Genomic DNA, 14,918 nt, shown 5'->3' on the forward strand with positions numbered 1-14,918 from the left:
CGTCGGCGACGGGGCCGAACCGCCGATTCCGGCAGGCCCGCGCCATCGATGTGGAAGGAAGGGCTCACATGGAGCGCGACATCTACGACGAAGACCACGAGGCGTTCCGCGACGTCGTCAAGGAGTTCGTCAAGCGATACGTCACGAACGAGGCAATCGCCCGGTGGGATGCCGACGGCGAGATCGACCGCGACACGATGAAAGCTGCCGGTGAGTCCGGACTCATCGGACTGTCGGTGCCGGAAGAGTTCGGCGGTGCCGGGATGCTGCAGGACTACCGCTTCCGCGCGATCGTCATGGAGGAGGTCATCGCCGCGGGCTCGGGATCCCTGGCCGGCGCTTTCGGCATCCAGGATGACCTCGCCGTCCCCTACCTCGTGCACATGGGCACTCAGGAGCAGAAGGAGAAGTGGCTCCCCGGCATGGCAACCGGCGAAGTGATCGGCGCGCTCGCGATGACCGAGCCCGGTGCCGGCAGCGACCTGCGCGGCATCAAGACCACGGCCAAGAAGGTCGACGGCGGTTACATCGTCAACGGCGCGAAGACCTTCATCTCCAGCGGCAAGACGGCCGATCTCGTCGTCACGTTCGTCAAGACCGGCGAGGGCAACCGCCCGGATGCCTTCAGCCTGCTGCTCATCGAGAACGGCATGGAAGGCTTCGACCACGGCAAGAAGCTGCACAAGATGGGCTTTCACGGTCACGACACCGCCGAGCTCTCGTTCAGCGACGTGTTCGTTCCCGAGGGGAACCTCATCAGCGGCCGCGAAGGCATGGGCTTCGTGCAGCTCATGATGAACCTGCCGCTCGAGCGCATGTCGATCGGCGTTGCAGGTGCCGCGGCGGCGCAGGCAGCTCTCGACTGGACACTCGCGTACACGAAGGACCGAGAGGCGTTCGGGGAGCGGATCGCCGACTTCCAGAACACCCGGTTCCGCCTGGCCGACATGGCTGCCGACGTGGAAGCACTCTGGGCATATACCGACCGCGTTATGCGCGCCTACAAGGACTCCAAGCTCTCGGCCGAAGAGGCCGCGAAGTACAAGTTCTGGGCGACCGAGCGGGAGTGGGCAGTGCTCGACCTCGGCGTGCAGCTGCACGGCGGCTACGGCTACATCACCGAGTACCCGATCGCCCGCGCGTTCCTCGACGCTCGCGTCCACCGCATCTACGGCGGCACGAACGAGATCATGCGCGAGATCGTCGGACGAGACCTCGCCGGCAAGCGCTGATCACGCTTCACCCAGCGGATGCCGCGACCCAGACCTCTCAGGAGGTGCGGGTCGCGGCATCCGTCGTTTGTGGCGCCCGGCTGGGCGAGGAACAACGCGACTGACTAGGCGAGGCCCCAGGGGAAGAAGAGGGTGAAGAGGGCTGCGGATGCGAGCCAGAAGGCCGCGATGAAGACGACATCCCGCGCGCGGAACGGGACGAGGTGCCGCTCGGTGCGATCGGGGTAGGCGCCGAAAGCGCGGGAGTCCATCGCGAGGGCGACCCGCTCGGCGTGACGGATGGCGCCGGCAAGCAGCGGCACGAGGTAGCTGGCCCACCGGCGTACGCTCGCGATCGGCCCGCGTCCGCGGTGGGCGCCGCGCACCCGGTGGGCCTGCCGGATGATCTCGAGTTCGTGACCGAATCGGGGTACGAACCGGAAAGCCGCCAGCGCCGTATACCCGATCCGGTATGGGACGCGCAGCTGCTGCACGCAGGCGCGTACGAGATCGGGGCCGGTCGTGCTGAGGCCCGGGATCAGCGAGAGCGCGAGGATCGCGGCGAGCCGGAGGCCCGTTGCGAGTCCGATCTCGAGCGCGCCGCTGTAAAGCGTCCACGCGCCGATCTGCAGCACGGGCGGGGTGTCCGCGACGAGGGCGGCATCCGTCCAGAGCGAAAAGCTGAACCCCAACACTGCGACAGCGCCCGGTATCGCGAGCACGAGAAGGACCGCGGCCCGGATGCTGAGGCTGACGCCCACGAGCAGCACGAGGTACGAGAGGGCGAGAAACGCCAGAGGTGTCGCAAGGTCGCGCACGAACACGAGCAGCACCAGGGCCGGGAGCACCGCTGCGATCGTGGCGAGCGGGTTCAGTCCGTAGAGGAACCGCACCGCAGAGGTCTGCCGCACCGGGGCATAGGGATCATCGGCGACGGATGCCGGGAGCATTGTCGGCGCCGTCGTCACGACGCACCCCCGGGGAGGTCAGTGACGCGCGTAATCGCGCGAAGCTCCGGGTGCGTGACAAGCGGTGCGAGTGCGCGCGCGAGTGGCGGAACGCGCAGCCCGGCGCGGGCGATGAGGTCGGCATCCGCGAAGACCTCACCCGGCGTTCCGGTCGCGGTGACCCGACCCGACTCCATGACGGCGACACGGTCGGCATACTCGGCGACCAGCTGCATGTCATGGGTGACGACGATGATCGTCGTGCCGTCCCGGTTGAGGTCGCGCAGCAGTCCGAGAAGTTCGTCGGCTCGGGCGCGGTCTTGTCCGAACGTCGGCTCGTCCAGGGCGAGCACGGGGGCCCCGGCGACAAGGGCGGTCCCGACCGACAGGCGCCGCTTCTGCCCGCCCGACAGCAGGAACGGATGAACGTGCGCCCGCTCGCGCAGCCCGAAGCGGTCGAGAAGATCGAGTGTCCGCCGCTTGATCTCGGCCTCGTCGAGGTGCTGTCGGCGCAGGCCGTGCGCGATCTCGTCGAACACCGATCCCGCGATGAACTGGTGCTCCGGATTTTGGAACACGAACCCGACGTGGGTCGACAGTGACCGATCGTCCTGTCGCGCAACGTCGAGTCCGTCGATCCGGACCGTGCCTCGGGGTGGGGCGAGAACCCCGGCGAGGGCTTGGATCAGCGTTGTCTTGCCCGCCCCATTGGCACCGACGATCGCGAGGAACTCGCCGTCCTGCACATCGAGTGCGACATCCGTCAGCACTTCGGTCTTCTTGCGTCGTAGGGTCAGCCCCCGCACCTCGATGCGGGTGACGGATGCCGACACCGGCGCCTCCGAGGCCGCGGCCGCCTGGCGCAGAGCGGGCGGCGCGGGCTGCTGATCGAGCGCCGCGCGCAGTTCCTCGGGGTTGATCGGCAGCGGATCGAAGTGATATCCGCCCTCCCGCAGCCGCAGGGCCGCGAGCGTCGAGGTCGGCAACCACACCCCGAGATCGTGAAGCTCCGCGGCGCGCTCCCGCAAGATCTCGTCCACCGCCCCGTCGGCGATCACCGCGCCGGCAGCATCCAGCACCACGACGCGGTTCACGAACGAGGCAGCGGCGTCGAGGTTGTGCTCGATCAGCACGATGCCCTTGTCACCGGATGCCGCGAGTTCGGCGAGGGCCGCGTACACATCGTCGATACCTTGCGGATCGAGGTTGGCCGTCGGCTCGTCGAGCACGAGAAGCGGCGAACCCATGGCCAGGGCGCACGCGATCGCGAGGCGTTGACGGCCGCCGCCGGAGAGGCGATCAGGGTTCTCGGCCCGCCTCTCCCACAGTCCGACGCGACGCAGCGCCGCTTCCGCGCGGGCGAGCACCTCGGCCACCGGGAGACGCAGGTTCTCGGGCCCGAAAGCTACCTCGTCGAGCACCGTGCCTGTCACCAGCTGGGCATCGGGATCCTGGAACACGATCCCGACGTGTGTCGACAGCTGCGCCACGGAGTGCGTCGCCGCATCCATCCCGGCTACCTCGACGCGCCCCGACAGCGTCGCGGGCACGGCGTGCGGGATGAGTCCGTTCATCGCGAGCGAGAGCGTCGACTTACCCGAACCGCTCGGTCCGAGAAGCAGCACGACATCGCCGCGCGACACCTCGAACGACACGGATGCCGGGGTGGTGGCATCCTCGCCCTCGTGCGTGATTCCGACCTCACGCAGCCGCAGGAGCGGAGTGTGCTCGGCCCCGACACTCGCCTCCGGCGCCACCGTCTCGCCGAGCGAGGGGGCGACGGATGCCGAGCGCGCGGCGGAATCGGGGGGAGCTGTCACGGGTCCTCGTCGGAAAGGGAAGTACGCCCTAACTTAGCTGAACCTAACTCCACACGCCCCGAGATTCGGGTTTCGCGGGAGTCTGGCTCGGAGCATCACGAGCGGCGGGCGACGCCGGCGCGACGCAGCGATACGCCGATCCCGAGGCCCGCGGCCGTCCACGCGACGGGTCCGAGCACCGCGACGATGAGGTAGATGATCTGTGCCCACAACGGCAGCGAGGCGAGGTCGGCGGCGAACGCGACGACAACGGCGACCAGGACGCCGATGATCACGGCCGAAATGAAGAACCGCCAGGCATCCCACACCCGATAGCGGGTGAGCGCGGCGACGAGCTCCTGGATGCCGCCGAAGAGGATCGCCGTACCGAGGAATCGCAGCGCCCACTGGGGAGCCATGGCGCTGGCTACCAGCGCTGCGAACACATGGCTGAGAAGCGCCACCCACGGGAGCCGAATGACCTCCTGCGCGATGATGCCCGGCAGCACGTGGGCTCCGAGGACGAAGCCATACAAAATCGGTGCAGCCCCGAGGACGAGCGGCGTGACCCATCCCGCGATGCCCGCGAGCAGCCCCGTCGCGACGCCGATGGCGGCGGTCGTCAGGAGCACACGCGTCGTCAGGACGGAGGTTCGGGCCACCGTATCAGCGTACTGCCGCGTTCGGGACCAAAGTCGGTCTCAGAGGCGTCTGTGTCGCCGCGTCAGGCGCACCCCCGGCAGCGGTGGAGCGGGGATGCGCTCCGAGCCGTGGTCGACGACGTGACCGAACCGGGCTGTGGAGTTCTCCCAGTCTTCACGGGCGGCGACGATCTCATCGTGCGAGCGTCCGACGAAGTTCCACCACATCACGATCTCGTCGGGGAACGGCTCACCCCCGAGCAGGAACACCCGGGCTCCGGAGTCCGTGCGGAGGGTGATCGCGTCACGATGCGTGCCGAGATACAGCAGGTGGTGAGCGTCCAGGTCGGCGGTGCCGTGCGCATCGCCACCCGGCGCATCGCTGACCGTCGCGTCACCATCGATCAGCAGCAGCGCGTGCTCCCATGCCTTTTCGAGTGGGATGAGCACGTCGGCTCCGGGCGTCAGGTCCAGCTCGGCGCCGACGATCGGGGTGTGCGTCGTCGCGGGGGAGGGTGCCTCGCCGAGCGTCCCGAGCACAACGGTAGCCTGCGCGCTTCCCGCGGCAGCGGGCAGGTCGACCACCGGAAGATCCGCGTGCTGTTCGAAGGATGCCGCCCCGAACCGGGTCGCTTCAGGGAGGGCCACCCACAGCTGCAGGGCGTCGAGCTCGACATCCGTCTCGCCAACCGAGTACTCGGAGTGGGAGATGCCGGCGCCGGCGGTCATGAGGTTGAGAACGCCGCGGCGCACGATCACGTCGCTGCCGACCGAATCGCGGTGGCGCACCTCGCCGCTGATCGGCCAGGTCACGGTCTGCAGGCCGATGTGCGGATGAGGTTCGACGCGCATCATGGTGCGCTGCGGCCCGAACCGGTCGAGGAAGCACCAGGCTCCGACGAGCGGGAGGTCGCGCTGCGGGAGCGCGCGAGAGACCTGCATGGCCCGTATCCCGCCGAGCGGGACATCCCTCATCTCGAGGTTCAGCAGGCGGGGTCCGTCGCAGTCGGCTGCCCCTTCTTCGGCCACCGCTGCGTCCGAGTCGAGTCGGGTCATCCCCGTGGCGCCGAGCCGTGGGGCCACGCGACCTCGAGCCCGTTGACCTCGTGCTTCTGCAGGTAGCGCACCACGAACGAGCACTCCGGCACGACGGTCTCACCACGGGACGCGACATCGGTCATTGCCTGTCCGATGAGTTCGGTGCCGAGGCCTCGGCCCGAGAAGGCCGGATCGATCTCCGTGTGGGGGAAGACCAGGCGACCCTGATCGTCGGCGACAAATTCGGTGAAGCCGGCGAGGGCTCCGTCGAGGCTGATCTCGTATCGTCCCTTGTCGTCGTTGCGCACGACCTCGGGGGTCACGTCAGTATCGGTCATCACCTGTCCTCTCGTTGCTTCCTCCCAACGTAGGCGGGGGCTGTCGTGTTCCGCGAGGGTCAGTGCGCGTGGGGGCGAGTCGCTCGCGTCAGGCAGACTCGGGGGGTGACTTCCCCGCCCACGCTCACGGACGCCGTGACAGGCGCCGCACCGGATGCCGTCTATGACGCTTTCGTGTCGTGGGCCGAGGGGCGCGGCATCCGTCTCTACCCCGCGCAGGATGAAGCTGCCATCGAACTCGTGTCGGGTTCGCACGTGGTGCTCTCGACGCCGACCGGAACGGGCAAGTCCCTCGTCGCGATCGCTGCTCACACCGCCTCGCTTGCCCGCGGCGGCCGCTCGTACTACACCGCGCCGATCAAGGCCCTCGTGGCCGAGAAGTTCTTCGCGCTCGTCGAGATCTTCGGTGCCGAGAACGTGGGAATGATCACGGGAGACTCGTCGGTCAACGCCGACGCACCGATCGTGTGCTGCACTGCCGAGATCCTCGCCAACATCGCGCTACGACAGGGCACGGATGCCGACATCGACGCCGTCGTGATGGACGAGTTCCACTACTACGGTGATCCCGACCGCGGCTGGGCATGGCAGGTGCCACTGCTGCTCCTTCCGCGTGTGCAGTTTCTGCTCATGTCAGCGACCCTGGGCGATGTCGCCCCGATCGTGACTGACCTCGAGCGCCGCACCGGCCGCGAGGTCGCGCAGATCACGGGCGTCGAGCGTCCCGTGCCGCTGCACTTCTCCTACGAGCGGCGCCCGGTTCACGACGTCATCGAGCGATTGCTGGAGGAGTCCGAGACCCCGATCTACATCGTCCACTTCTCGCAGGCCGCAGCCCTCGAGCGCGCCCAGGCGCTCATCAACACCAAGATCGCATCGCGCGAGCAGCGCGATCAGATCGCTTCCGAGATCGGCGGGTTCCGGTTCACGACAGGCTTTGGGAAAACGCTCTCGCGGCTCGTACGCGCTGGGATCGGCATCCATCACGCCGGCATGCTGCCGCGTTACCGGCGCCTGGTCGAAACCCTCGCCCAGCGGGGGCTGCTCAAGGTCATCTGCGGCACCGACACCCTCGGCGTTGGCATCAACGTGCCGATCCGCACGGTGCTCATCACGGCGCTGACGAAGTTCGACGGGACGCGGATGCGGCAGCTCACCGCCCGCGAGTTCCATCAGGTCGCCGGCCGCGCCGGCCGAGCCGGGTTCGATCCCTACGGCAATGTCGTCGTCATGGCTCCCGAGTGGGAGATCGAGAACGCCGTCGCGCTCGCCAAGGCGGGCGACGACGCTTCCAAACGCAAGAAAATCGTGCGCAAGAAGGCCCCGACCGGCCAGGTGAACTGGGGCGAGGGGTCGTTCGAGCGTCTCGTCGCCGCCGAACCCGAGCCGCTGACCCCGCACCTGCAGCTGACCGCCGCGATGCTCATCAACGTCATCGGACGCGGGGGCGACGTCTTCGGCAACGTGCGCTCGCTCGTCTTCGACAACCACGAGCCGCGCGCGCGGCAGTATGAACTCGCCCGCCGGGCCATCGCGATCTTCCGCACGCTCGTGACGGCAGGCATCCTGGATACCGCGGCTGACGGCATCCGTCTCACGGTCGATCTGCAGCCGAACTTCGCCCTCAACCAGCCGCTCTCCCCCTTCGCCCTCGCCGCGATCTCCCTGCTCGAGCCCGATGCGCCCGCCCCCGCGAACTCCGCAGAATCGCAGGAACTCCGCAGTCCTGAGCCAGAATCCTCCGAACGTGGCGCGAATCTGCGAACGTCGAGTGCCAAGACGACGGCCGGCACCGGGCACTACGCGCTGGATGTCGTGAGCGTGATCGAGGCGACCCTCGACGACCCGCGGGCGATCCTTTCGCAGCAGGAGTTCCGCGCGCGGGGTGAAGCGGTGGTGGCGATGAAGCGCGACGGGCTCGAGTACGACGAACGGATGGCGCTGCTCGAAGACATCACCTCCCCGAAGCCGCTCGCCGAGCTTCTCGCTCAGTCGTTCGCTGTCTTCGCCTCGAGCCAGCCCTGGGTGCTCGATTTCGAGCTCTCGCCCAAGTCGGTAGTTCGCGACATGTACGAACGGGCGATGTCGTTCGGTGAGTTCGTCTCGTTCTATCAGCTCGCCCGGAGCGAAGGTCTCGTGCTGCGCTACCTCTCGGATGCCTACCGCGCCGTCCGCCAGACCGTGCCGGCCGAGGCGCAGACCGACGAGGTGCTCGACCTCATCGAGTGGCTCGGCGAGCTGGTCAGGCAGGTCGACTCGTCGCTCGTCGACGAGTGGTCGGCGCTCGTCGATCCGTCGCCCGACCCCGAGGCGCCTGTCGTGCCACCCGCGCCGCCCTCGGTGCTCACCAACCGCCGCGCGTTCATGGTGCTGGTGCGCAACGAGCTGTTCCGCCGCGTGCAACTGGCAGCGCTCCAAGACGACGACGGGCTGGCAGAGCTCGATCCGGGCGTCGACTGGTCGGCCGCGATGGACCGGTACTACGACGAGCACGACGAGATCCTCACCGGCGGTCCCGCGCGCTCGCCGCAGCTGTGCGTGATCGATACGACGGATGCCGACACCTGGCGCGTCGAGCAGATCATCGACGATCCGGCCGGAGACCACGACTGGCGCATCCGTGCCGAGGTGGACCTTGCGGCATCCGTCGAGGAGGGAACCGCTGTCGTTCGCGTCGCTGAGGTCGTGCGGCTGTGAGCGGCGACGGTGCTGGCCGTGGCAGCGTCAGCGGCGCCGGATACGGTGGAGCGGTGAGTGCGCCCGAGGATCCCTACGCCGACCTGGTGTGGGATCCGGACGATCTCGCTCCACCGCCCGACGGCGACGAGCCGCCCGAGGACTGGGCGCCGGCCGCCGCCGGCATCCAGGCCGCACCTGCGGCTCCCGCCCGCTCGTTCGCAGGTGCAGATCCGCTCGCCGTGCTGGGCGAGGTGTACGGATACGACGCCTTCCGCGCCGACCAGGCCGACATCGTCGACCATGTCACCGCGGGCGGGGATGCCGTCGTCTTGATGCCGACCGGCGGCGGCAAGAGCATCACGTACCAGGTTCCCGCGCTCGTGCGCGAGGGCACGGGCCTGGTGATCTCGCCCCTCATTGCCCTCATGCACGACCAGGTTGAGGCGCTCCGAGCGAACGGTGTGCGCGCTGCCGCACTGAACTCCACGCAGTCCGCATCCGAGCGCTCCGAGACCGAGCGCGCCTACCTCAGTGGCGAGCTCGACCTGCTCTACGTCGCTCCCGAGCGCCTGTCGGGCGCCGCGACGACGGCGCTCCTGCAGCGGGGTCGGCTCAGTGTCATCGCGATTGACGAAGCCCACTGTGTCTCGCAGTGGGGCCACGATTTCCGCCCCGACTACCTCGCCCTGGGGGATCTCGCCGAGCGCTTCCCGGGCGTCCCCCGTATGGCGCTCACGGCGACTGCCACGCGCGAGACGCACCGCGAGATCACCGATCGGCTTCACCTGCCCGATGCGCGCCACTTCGTCGCGAGCTTCGATCGTCCCAACATCCAGTACCGCATCGAGCCCAAGACCGATGCGCGCCGCCAGCTCACCGCGTTCGTGCGCGCCCAGCCCGCCGGCGCCTCGGGCATCGTCTACGCCCTGAGCCGCAAGAGCGTCGAGCAGACCGCCACCTACCTGCGTGGTCAAGGCGTTGACGCACTGCCGTACCACGCGGGGCTGGATGCAGGCATCCGTGCCGCGAACCAGCAGCGGTTCCTTCGCGAAGACGGCGTCGTCATGGTCGCGACGATCGCGTTCGGGATGGGGATCGACAAGCCCGACGTCCGTTACGTCGCCCACATCGACCTCCCGAAGTCCGTCGAGGGCTACTACCAGGAGACCGGCCGCGCCGGCCGCGACGGCGAGCCGTCGGTCGCGTGGATGGCGTATGGCCTCGCGGATGTGGTGCAACAGCGCCGCCTCATCGACGGGGGCGAGGGCGATCTTGCCCGCAAGCGTCGCCAGCACCAGCACCTGGATGCCATGCTCGCCCTCTGCGAGACGGTCGAGTGCCGTCGCGTGAACCTGCTCGGGTATTTCGGCCAGCCCGCCGAGCCGTGCGGCAACTGCGACACGTGCCTCGAGCCGCCCGAGACGTGGGACGGCCTCGTTCCGGCCCAGAAGCTCCTGTCGACGATCGTGCGCCTGCAGCGTGAGCGTGGCCAGGCGTACGGGGCGGGCCAGCTCATCGACATCCTGCGCGGCGCCGACACCGAACGGATCCGCCAGCTCGGTCATCAGACCCTCGCGACCTACGGCATCGGGTCCGACCTGTCAGACCAGGATTGGCGCAGCGTCGTGCGCCAGCTCCTTGCCCGCGGCATCCTGGTCGCCCGCGGCGAGTATGGAACTCTCGCTCTCGGTGAGGCGGCCGGCCCCGTGCTCAAGGGCGAACAGGCAGTGCCCCTGCGCCGCGACGTCGCCGGCCGTGCGGGGTCTGCCCGGGTCCGCAAGACTGCCGCGACGGATGTCGCCCCAGCCGACCGCGACCTGTTCGAGGCCCTCCGGGCCTGGCGCGCCGAGACCGCGCGTGAGCAGGGAGTCCCCGCGTACGTCGTCTTCGGCGACGTGACCCTGCGAGCCCTCGCCGCCGCCCGCCCGACCTCAGCCGCAGGGCTGGAGGGAATCACCGGGATCGGCGCAAAGAAGAAGGATGCCTACGGCGACGCCGTCCTTGCGGTCGTTGCCGCCCACTCACCTTGAAAACCAAACATCGCTCGGTTTAGTGTGGGGGGGAGGCCGCCTTCGGAATCGCATCGAGCCGCGAATACGTCGTGGAGCGCCACCTCACGCACTTCAACCTGCTGGGCGCAGCGCCCACGGCACGCGAGATCGCGCGCTGGCACAACAAGCTCCAGGAACTCGCAGCCTCGACGCGCCTGGGCATTCCCGTCACGATCTCAACCGACCCGCGCCATTCGTTCAGCGAGAACCCGGGCGCGGCGATCTTCGCAGGGCCGTTCTCACAGTGGCCCGAGCCGCTCGGCCTTGCCGCGACCCAGGATGCCGAACTCGTCGAGCGTTTCGGTGACATCGCTCGCCAGGAATACACCGCCGTCGGCATCCGTGCTGCCCTGCACCCCCAGGTCGACCTCGCCACCGAACCCCGCTGGGCGCGTCAGTTGCAGACCTTCGGCGAAGACCCCGACCTGTCGGGACGGCTCGGCGCCGCCTACATTCGCGGCTTCCAGCACGGCTCAGCCTTCGGGTCGGGCGCCGTCTCGACGATGGTCAAGCACTTCCCCGGAGGCGGCCCGCAGAAAGACGGCGAAGACCCCCACTTCGCGTACGGCCGTGAGCAGGTCTATCCCGGCGGAAAGTTCGAACTGCACCTGAAGCCCTTCGAAGCGGCGTTCGAGGTCGGCGTGCGGCAGGTCATGCCGTACTACGGAATGCCCGTGAGAAGTTCGTGCTCGGGCTCTTCGACAACCCCTATGTCGACGAGGATGCCGCGGACCGCATCGTCGGCAATGCCGAGTTCCGTGCGGCGGGTGTCGCAGCCCAGCAGGCGTCGGTCACGGTGCTCACCAACGGCGTCCAGCGCGCCGCGACAACGCCCACGCTGCCGTTCGCAGCGGGACTGCGGCTCTATGTCGAGGGCATCGATCCTGCCGTGGCAAGCGGGTACGGTGAGGTCGTCGAGAGTCCGGACGATGCCGACCTCGCGATCCTCCGGCTGCAGGCTCCCTTCGAGCCGCGCGCCACGGCGTTCGAGAACTTCTTCCACGCCGGCTCGCTTGACTTCGCCGACGAGACGATTGCCCGCGTCGTGAAGATCGCGGCGGTGACGACCACTGTCGTGGATGTCTTCCTCGATCGACCCGCAATCCTCGCGCCGATCGTCGAGGCCGCGCACGCGGTCGTCGTCACCTGGGGCGCGAGCGCCGACGCGCTGCTGTCGGTCCTCTCGGGGAAGGTTGCTGCCCGCGGAAAGTTGCCGTTCGACGTCCCGCGCAGCATGGCCGCGGTTGAGGCATCGAGGCCCGATGTGCCATTCGACACCGCCGATCCGATGTTCCGGTTCGGTCACGGTCTCACGGTCTCACGCTCTGAGCGGCGATCCGGGTGCCACGTTGCTCGACGAGCTCGAACGAGGCGCCCCGTAGGCTGACACCATGACCCGACCCGGCCCCGCGATCGTCGTCATGGGGGTCAGCGCGAGCGGCAAGTCGGTGGTCGGGATCGAGATCGCCCGGCGCCTTCACTTCCCCTTCGTCGACGCAGATGACCTGCATCCGGCTGAGAACGTCGCGAAGATGTCGCAGGGCATTCCGCTGACGGATGCCGACAGGATGCCGTGGCTCGACCTCGTCGGCGAGCGCTTGGCGCTGCGCTCTGCAGACGGAGCGGTGCCAGACAGCGCGGCAGCAGCGGCATCCGGTGTCGTTGTCGCGTGCTCCGCGCTGAAGCGGTCGTATCGTGATCGCCTGCGTGCACGCGCTCCGCACACGGTTTTCGTGCACCTCACCGGCGATCCGGAGCTCCTCAGCAACCGGGCGCTCGCCCGCACCGGACACTTCATGCCCCCCGCGCTGCTTGCCTCGCAGCTGGCCACGCTCGAACCCCTCGGCGACGACGAGCCGGGTCTGGTGATCGATGTCGCCGAGGACGTGGCCACCGTCGCCGAGCGCGCAGTGGAGTGGGCGCAGCGCACTGACGAGGGCTGAGGCGGCCTCCGCGCTGAAGGCTCCCTGAGTGCCCTGTCGCAACGCCACAACCGGCCCGACCGGCGGGGTCGACCCTCGTTGTAGGCATCGTGAAGCGATTTGAGCCGTCTTTGTGGGATGCCTACCGTGGGTCCTGACGTTCCCTTCCCCCTCATCGAGAGGTGATCCCATGGTCGACGCTGCCGTCCGTCCGTCCGAAACGCCCACCGCCGAACCGCACATCGACACCGAACTAGTCACACGGATGCTGCTTGGTACATGGGCAGATACGCGCCGCGAAGCCCGCGAGATGATCAAGGACCCCGCGTTCTGGCAGATCAACGGACTGCCCATGGATGAGCACCGCGAGCGTGTCCTCGGCCAGCTGCATCTGCTGGTCGACGCCGGGGGCTCCCGCCGCGCGTTCCCGAAGAAGTACGGCGGCCTCGAAGACAACGGCGCGAACCTCGCCGGCTTCGAGGAGATCGTGCTCGCCGACCCGAGCCTGCAGATCAAGTCGGGCGTCCAGTGGGGCCTGTTCGGCTCGGCGATCTACCAGCTCGGCACCGAGAAGCACCACGACCGCTGGCTTCCCGACGTGATCTCCCTCGCCCTGCCGGGCGCCTTCGCGATGACCGAAACGGGGCACGGGTCGGACGTCTCGGCGATCGGCACGACGGCGACCTACGACCCCGACACCGAAGAGTTCGTCATCCACACGCCCTTCCGGGGAGCGTGGAAGGACTACCTCGGCAACGCCGCGCTGCACGGCAAGGCCGCGACGGTGTTCGCTCAGCTCATCACCGGCGGCGTGAACTACGGCGTGCACTGCTTCTTCGTGCCCATCCGTGATGACGAGGGCGCCTTCCTGCCCGGCGTCGGCGGTGAGGATGACGGCGTCAAGGGCGGCCTCAACGGCATCGACAACGGTCGCCTGCACTTCGACCAGGTTCGTATTCCGCTTGAGAACCTGCTGAACCGCTACGGCGATGTCGCGCCCGACGGCACCTACTCGAGCCCGATCGACAGCCCCGGCCGGCGCTTCTTCACGATGCTCGGCGCTCTCGTGCAGGGCCGCGTCTCGCTCGACGGCGCCTCGACGTGGGCATCCGCGCTCGCCCTCACGATCGCGGTGACCTACGGCAACCAGCGCCGCCAGTTCGACAGCGGCGCAGGAACTCCCGAGGTGACCCTGCTCGACTACGGCAAGCACCAGCGTCGGCTGCTTCCCCGGCTCGCACAGGTCTACGCGCAGGCCTTCGCGCACGACGAGCTGCTGCAGATGTTCGACGGTGTCTTCAGTGGTCGCACCGACACCCCCGAGGAGCGCGAGGACCTCGAGACCCTCGCTGCCGCGCTGAAGGCGCTGTCGACGTGGAACGCGCTCGACACGATCCAGGAGGCCCGCGAAGCGTGCGGCGGTCAGGGCTTCCTCGCCGAGAATCGCCTCACGGCCTTGCGCGCCGACCTCGACATCTACGTCACCTTCGAGGGTGACAACAACGTCTTGCTGCAGCTGGTCGGCAAGCGGTTGCTCTCGGACTACGCCAAGCAGTTCAAGGGCAAGGATGCAGCATCCCTCGCCCGTTTCGCCGTCGGGCAGACTGCCGGCAACGTGGTGCACGGCGCGGGGCTTCGCCAGTTCGGACAGGTCGTCACCGACTTCGGCTCCACCGCTCGCGCCGTCGAGCGCGGACTTCGCGGTGACCAGCAGCATGAGCTGCTCGGCGACCGCGTGCAGCAGATGGTGGCCGACATCGCCGGGCGGCTGCGTCCGGCATCCAAGATGTCGAAGACGGATGCCGCAGCACTGTTCAACGAAAATCAGGCAGAGCTCATCGAAGCTGGTCGCGCCCACGGCGAGCTGCTGCAGTGGGAGGCATTCACGGATGCCGTGAACCGCATCGAGGATGCCGACACCAAGCAGGTCCTGACCTGGCTGCGCGACCTGTTCGGCCTGACCCTCATCGAGAAGCACCTCTCGTGGTACCTCATCAACGGGCGTCTCTCGACCCAGCGGGCCGCTGCGGTAACGCGCTACATCGACCGGCTGCTGCGCAGACTGCGCCCGCACGCACAGGACCTCGTCGACGCGTTCGGCTACGAGCCCGAGCACGTGCGTGCCCCCATCGCTTCCGGCGCAGAGCAGGCCCGTCAGGAGGAGGCCGCCGACTACTACGCGGGCCAGGCGGCCGACGGTTCCGCGCCGATTCCCGAGAAGGTAGCCAAGTCCGGTCGGTGAGGCCGCTCACACCGGCGCACTGTCGATGTCGGCGGCGGGGCCTAGCGTGT

Annotated in this window: 10 protein-coding genes and 1 pseudogene; 6 read left to right on the top strand and 5 right to left on the bottom strand. The window is 68.5% G+C overall.

Annotation, left to right across the window (positions count from 1 at the left end):
- The first annotated feature begins 68 nt into the window (after positions 1 to 68).
- On the top strand, positions 69 to 1,232 hold the full coding sequence (locus AADH62_RS03725) for an acyl-CoA dehydrogenase family protein (protein ID WP_341578331.1): 1,164 nt from the start codon (positions 69 to 71) through the stop codon (positions 1,230 to 1,232).
- A gap of 104 nt (positions 1,233 to 1,336) precedes the next feature.
- On the opposite strand, the gene AADH62_RS03730 is transcribed toward AADH62_RS03725, so the two are convergent.
- From AADH62_RS03730 to AADH62_RS03750, 5 genes are all read right to left on the bottom strand, one after another.
- Positions 1,337 to 2,161, bottom strand: coding sequence for an energy-coupling factor transporter transmembrane component T (locus tag AADH62_RS03730; protein WP_341578560.1), 825 nt, complete (start codon positions 2,159 to 2,161; stop codon positions 1,337 to 1,339).
- 14 nt (positions 2,162 to 2,175) lie between these two features.
- On the bottom strand, positions 2,176 to 3,978 hold the full coding sequence (locus AADH62_RS03735) for an ABC transporter ATP-binding protein (protein WP_425355638.1): 1,803 nt from the start codon (positions 3,976 to 3,978) through the stop codon (positions 2,176 to 2,178).
- 95 nt (positions 3,979 to 4,073) lie between these two features.
- Positions 4,074 to 4,619 (bottom strand): ECF transporter S component, encoded by a 546-nt coding sequence (locus AADH62_RS03740; RefSeq protein ID WP_341578332.1) that lies wholly within the window; start codon positions 4,617 to 4,619, stop codon positions 4,074 to 4,076.
- Positions 4,620 to 4,658: 39 nt separating this feature from the next.
- The gene (locus AADH62_RS03745) at positions 4,659 to 5,654 is read right to left on the bottom strand and encodes a pirin family protein (RefSeq protein WP_341578562.1); all 996 of its coding nucleotides are present in this window, start codon (positions 5,652 to 5,654) and stop codon (positions 4,659 to 4,661) included.
- Entirely contained in the window at positions 5,651 to 5,974 is a 324-nt protein-coding gene (locus tag AADH62_RS03750) for a GNAT family N-acetyltransferase (protein WP_341578333.1), read from the bottom strand. The genes AADH62_RS03745 and AADH62_RS03750 overlap by 4 nt, the downstream gene beginning before the upstream one ends.
- 105 nt (positions 5,975 to 6,079) lie before the next feature.
- Between AADH62_RS03750 and AADH62_RS03755 the strand changes: the two genes are divergently transcribed.
- From AADH62_RS03755 to AADH62_RS03775, 5 genes and pseudogenes are all read left to right on the top strand, one after another.
- The gene (locus AADH62_RS03755; protein WP_341578334.1) at positions 6,080 to 8,671 is read left to right on the top strand and encodes a DEAD/DEAH box helicase; all 2,592 of its coding nucleotides are present in this window, start codon (positions 6,080 to 6,082) and stop codon (positions 8,669 to 8,671) included.
- Positions 8,672 to 8,724: 53 nt separating this feature from the next.
- The gene (gene recQ, locus AADH62_RS03760) at positions 8,725 to 10,683 is read left to right on the top strand and encodes a DNA helicase RecQ (RefSeq protein ID WP_341578335.1); all 1,959 of its coding nucleotides are present in this window, start codon (positions 8,725 to 8,727) and stop codon (positions 10,681 to 10,683) included.
- Positions 10,684 to 10,724: 41 nt separating this feature from the next.
- A pseudogene (locus AADH62_RS03765) lies at positions 10,725 to 12,091 on the top strand (glycoside hydrolase family 3 N-terminal domain-containing protein); the annotation flags it as partial.
- Between the two features lie 4 nt (positions 12,092 to 12,095).
- The gene (locus AADH62_RS03770) at positions 12,096 to 12,647 is read left to right on the top strand and encodes a gluconokinase (RefSeq protein ID WP_331790865.1); all 552 of its coding nucleotides are present in this window, start codon (positions 12,096 to 12,098) and stop codon (positions 12,645 to 12,647) included.
- 169 nt (positions 12,648 to 12,816) lie between these two features.
- Positions 12,817 to 14,868, top strand: a complete 2,052-nt coding sequence (locus AADH62_RS03775; RefSeq protein ID WP_331790864.1) for an acyl-CoA dehydrogenase — start codon at positions 12,817 to 12,819, stop codon at positions 14,866 to 14,868.
- Positions 14,869 to 14,918: the final 50 nt, after the last annotated feature.

Origin of the sequence: Microbacterium schleiferi, from assembly GCF_038150145.1 — a bacterium.
In the GTDB taxonomy this organism is placed as follows: domain Bacteria; phylum Actinomycetota; class Actinomycetes; order Actinomycetales; family Microbacteriaceae; genus Microbacterium; species Microbacterium schleiferi_B.

Coding starts and splice junctions, on each gene's coding strand:
- AADH62_RS03725 (WP_341578331.1), top strand. CDS start 69: ATGGAGCGCGACATCTACGACGAAGACCACGAGGCGTTCCGCGACGTC.
- AADH62_RS03730 (WP_341578560.1), bottom strand. CDS start 2,161: ATGCTCCCGGCATCCGTCGCCGATGATCCCTATGCCCCGGTGCGGCAG.
- AADH62_RS03745 (WP_341578562.1), bottom strand. CDS start 5,654: ATGACCCGACTCGACTCGGACGCAGCGGTGGCCGAAGAAGGGGCAGCC.
- AADH62_RS03750 (WP_341578333.1), bottom strand. CDS start 5,974: ATGACCGATACTGACGTGACCCCCGAGGTCGTGCGCAACGACGACAAG.
- AADH62_RS03770 (WP_331790865.1), top strand. CDS start 12,096: ATGACCCGACCCGGCCCCGCGATCGTCGTCATGGGGGTCAGCGCGAGC.
- AADH62_RS03775 (WP_331790864.1), top strand. CDS start 12,817: ATGGTCGACGCTGCCGTCCGTCCGTCCGAAACGCCCACCGCCGAACCG.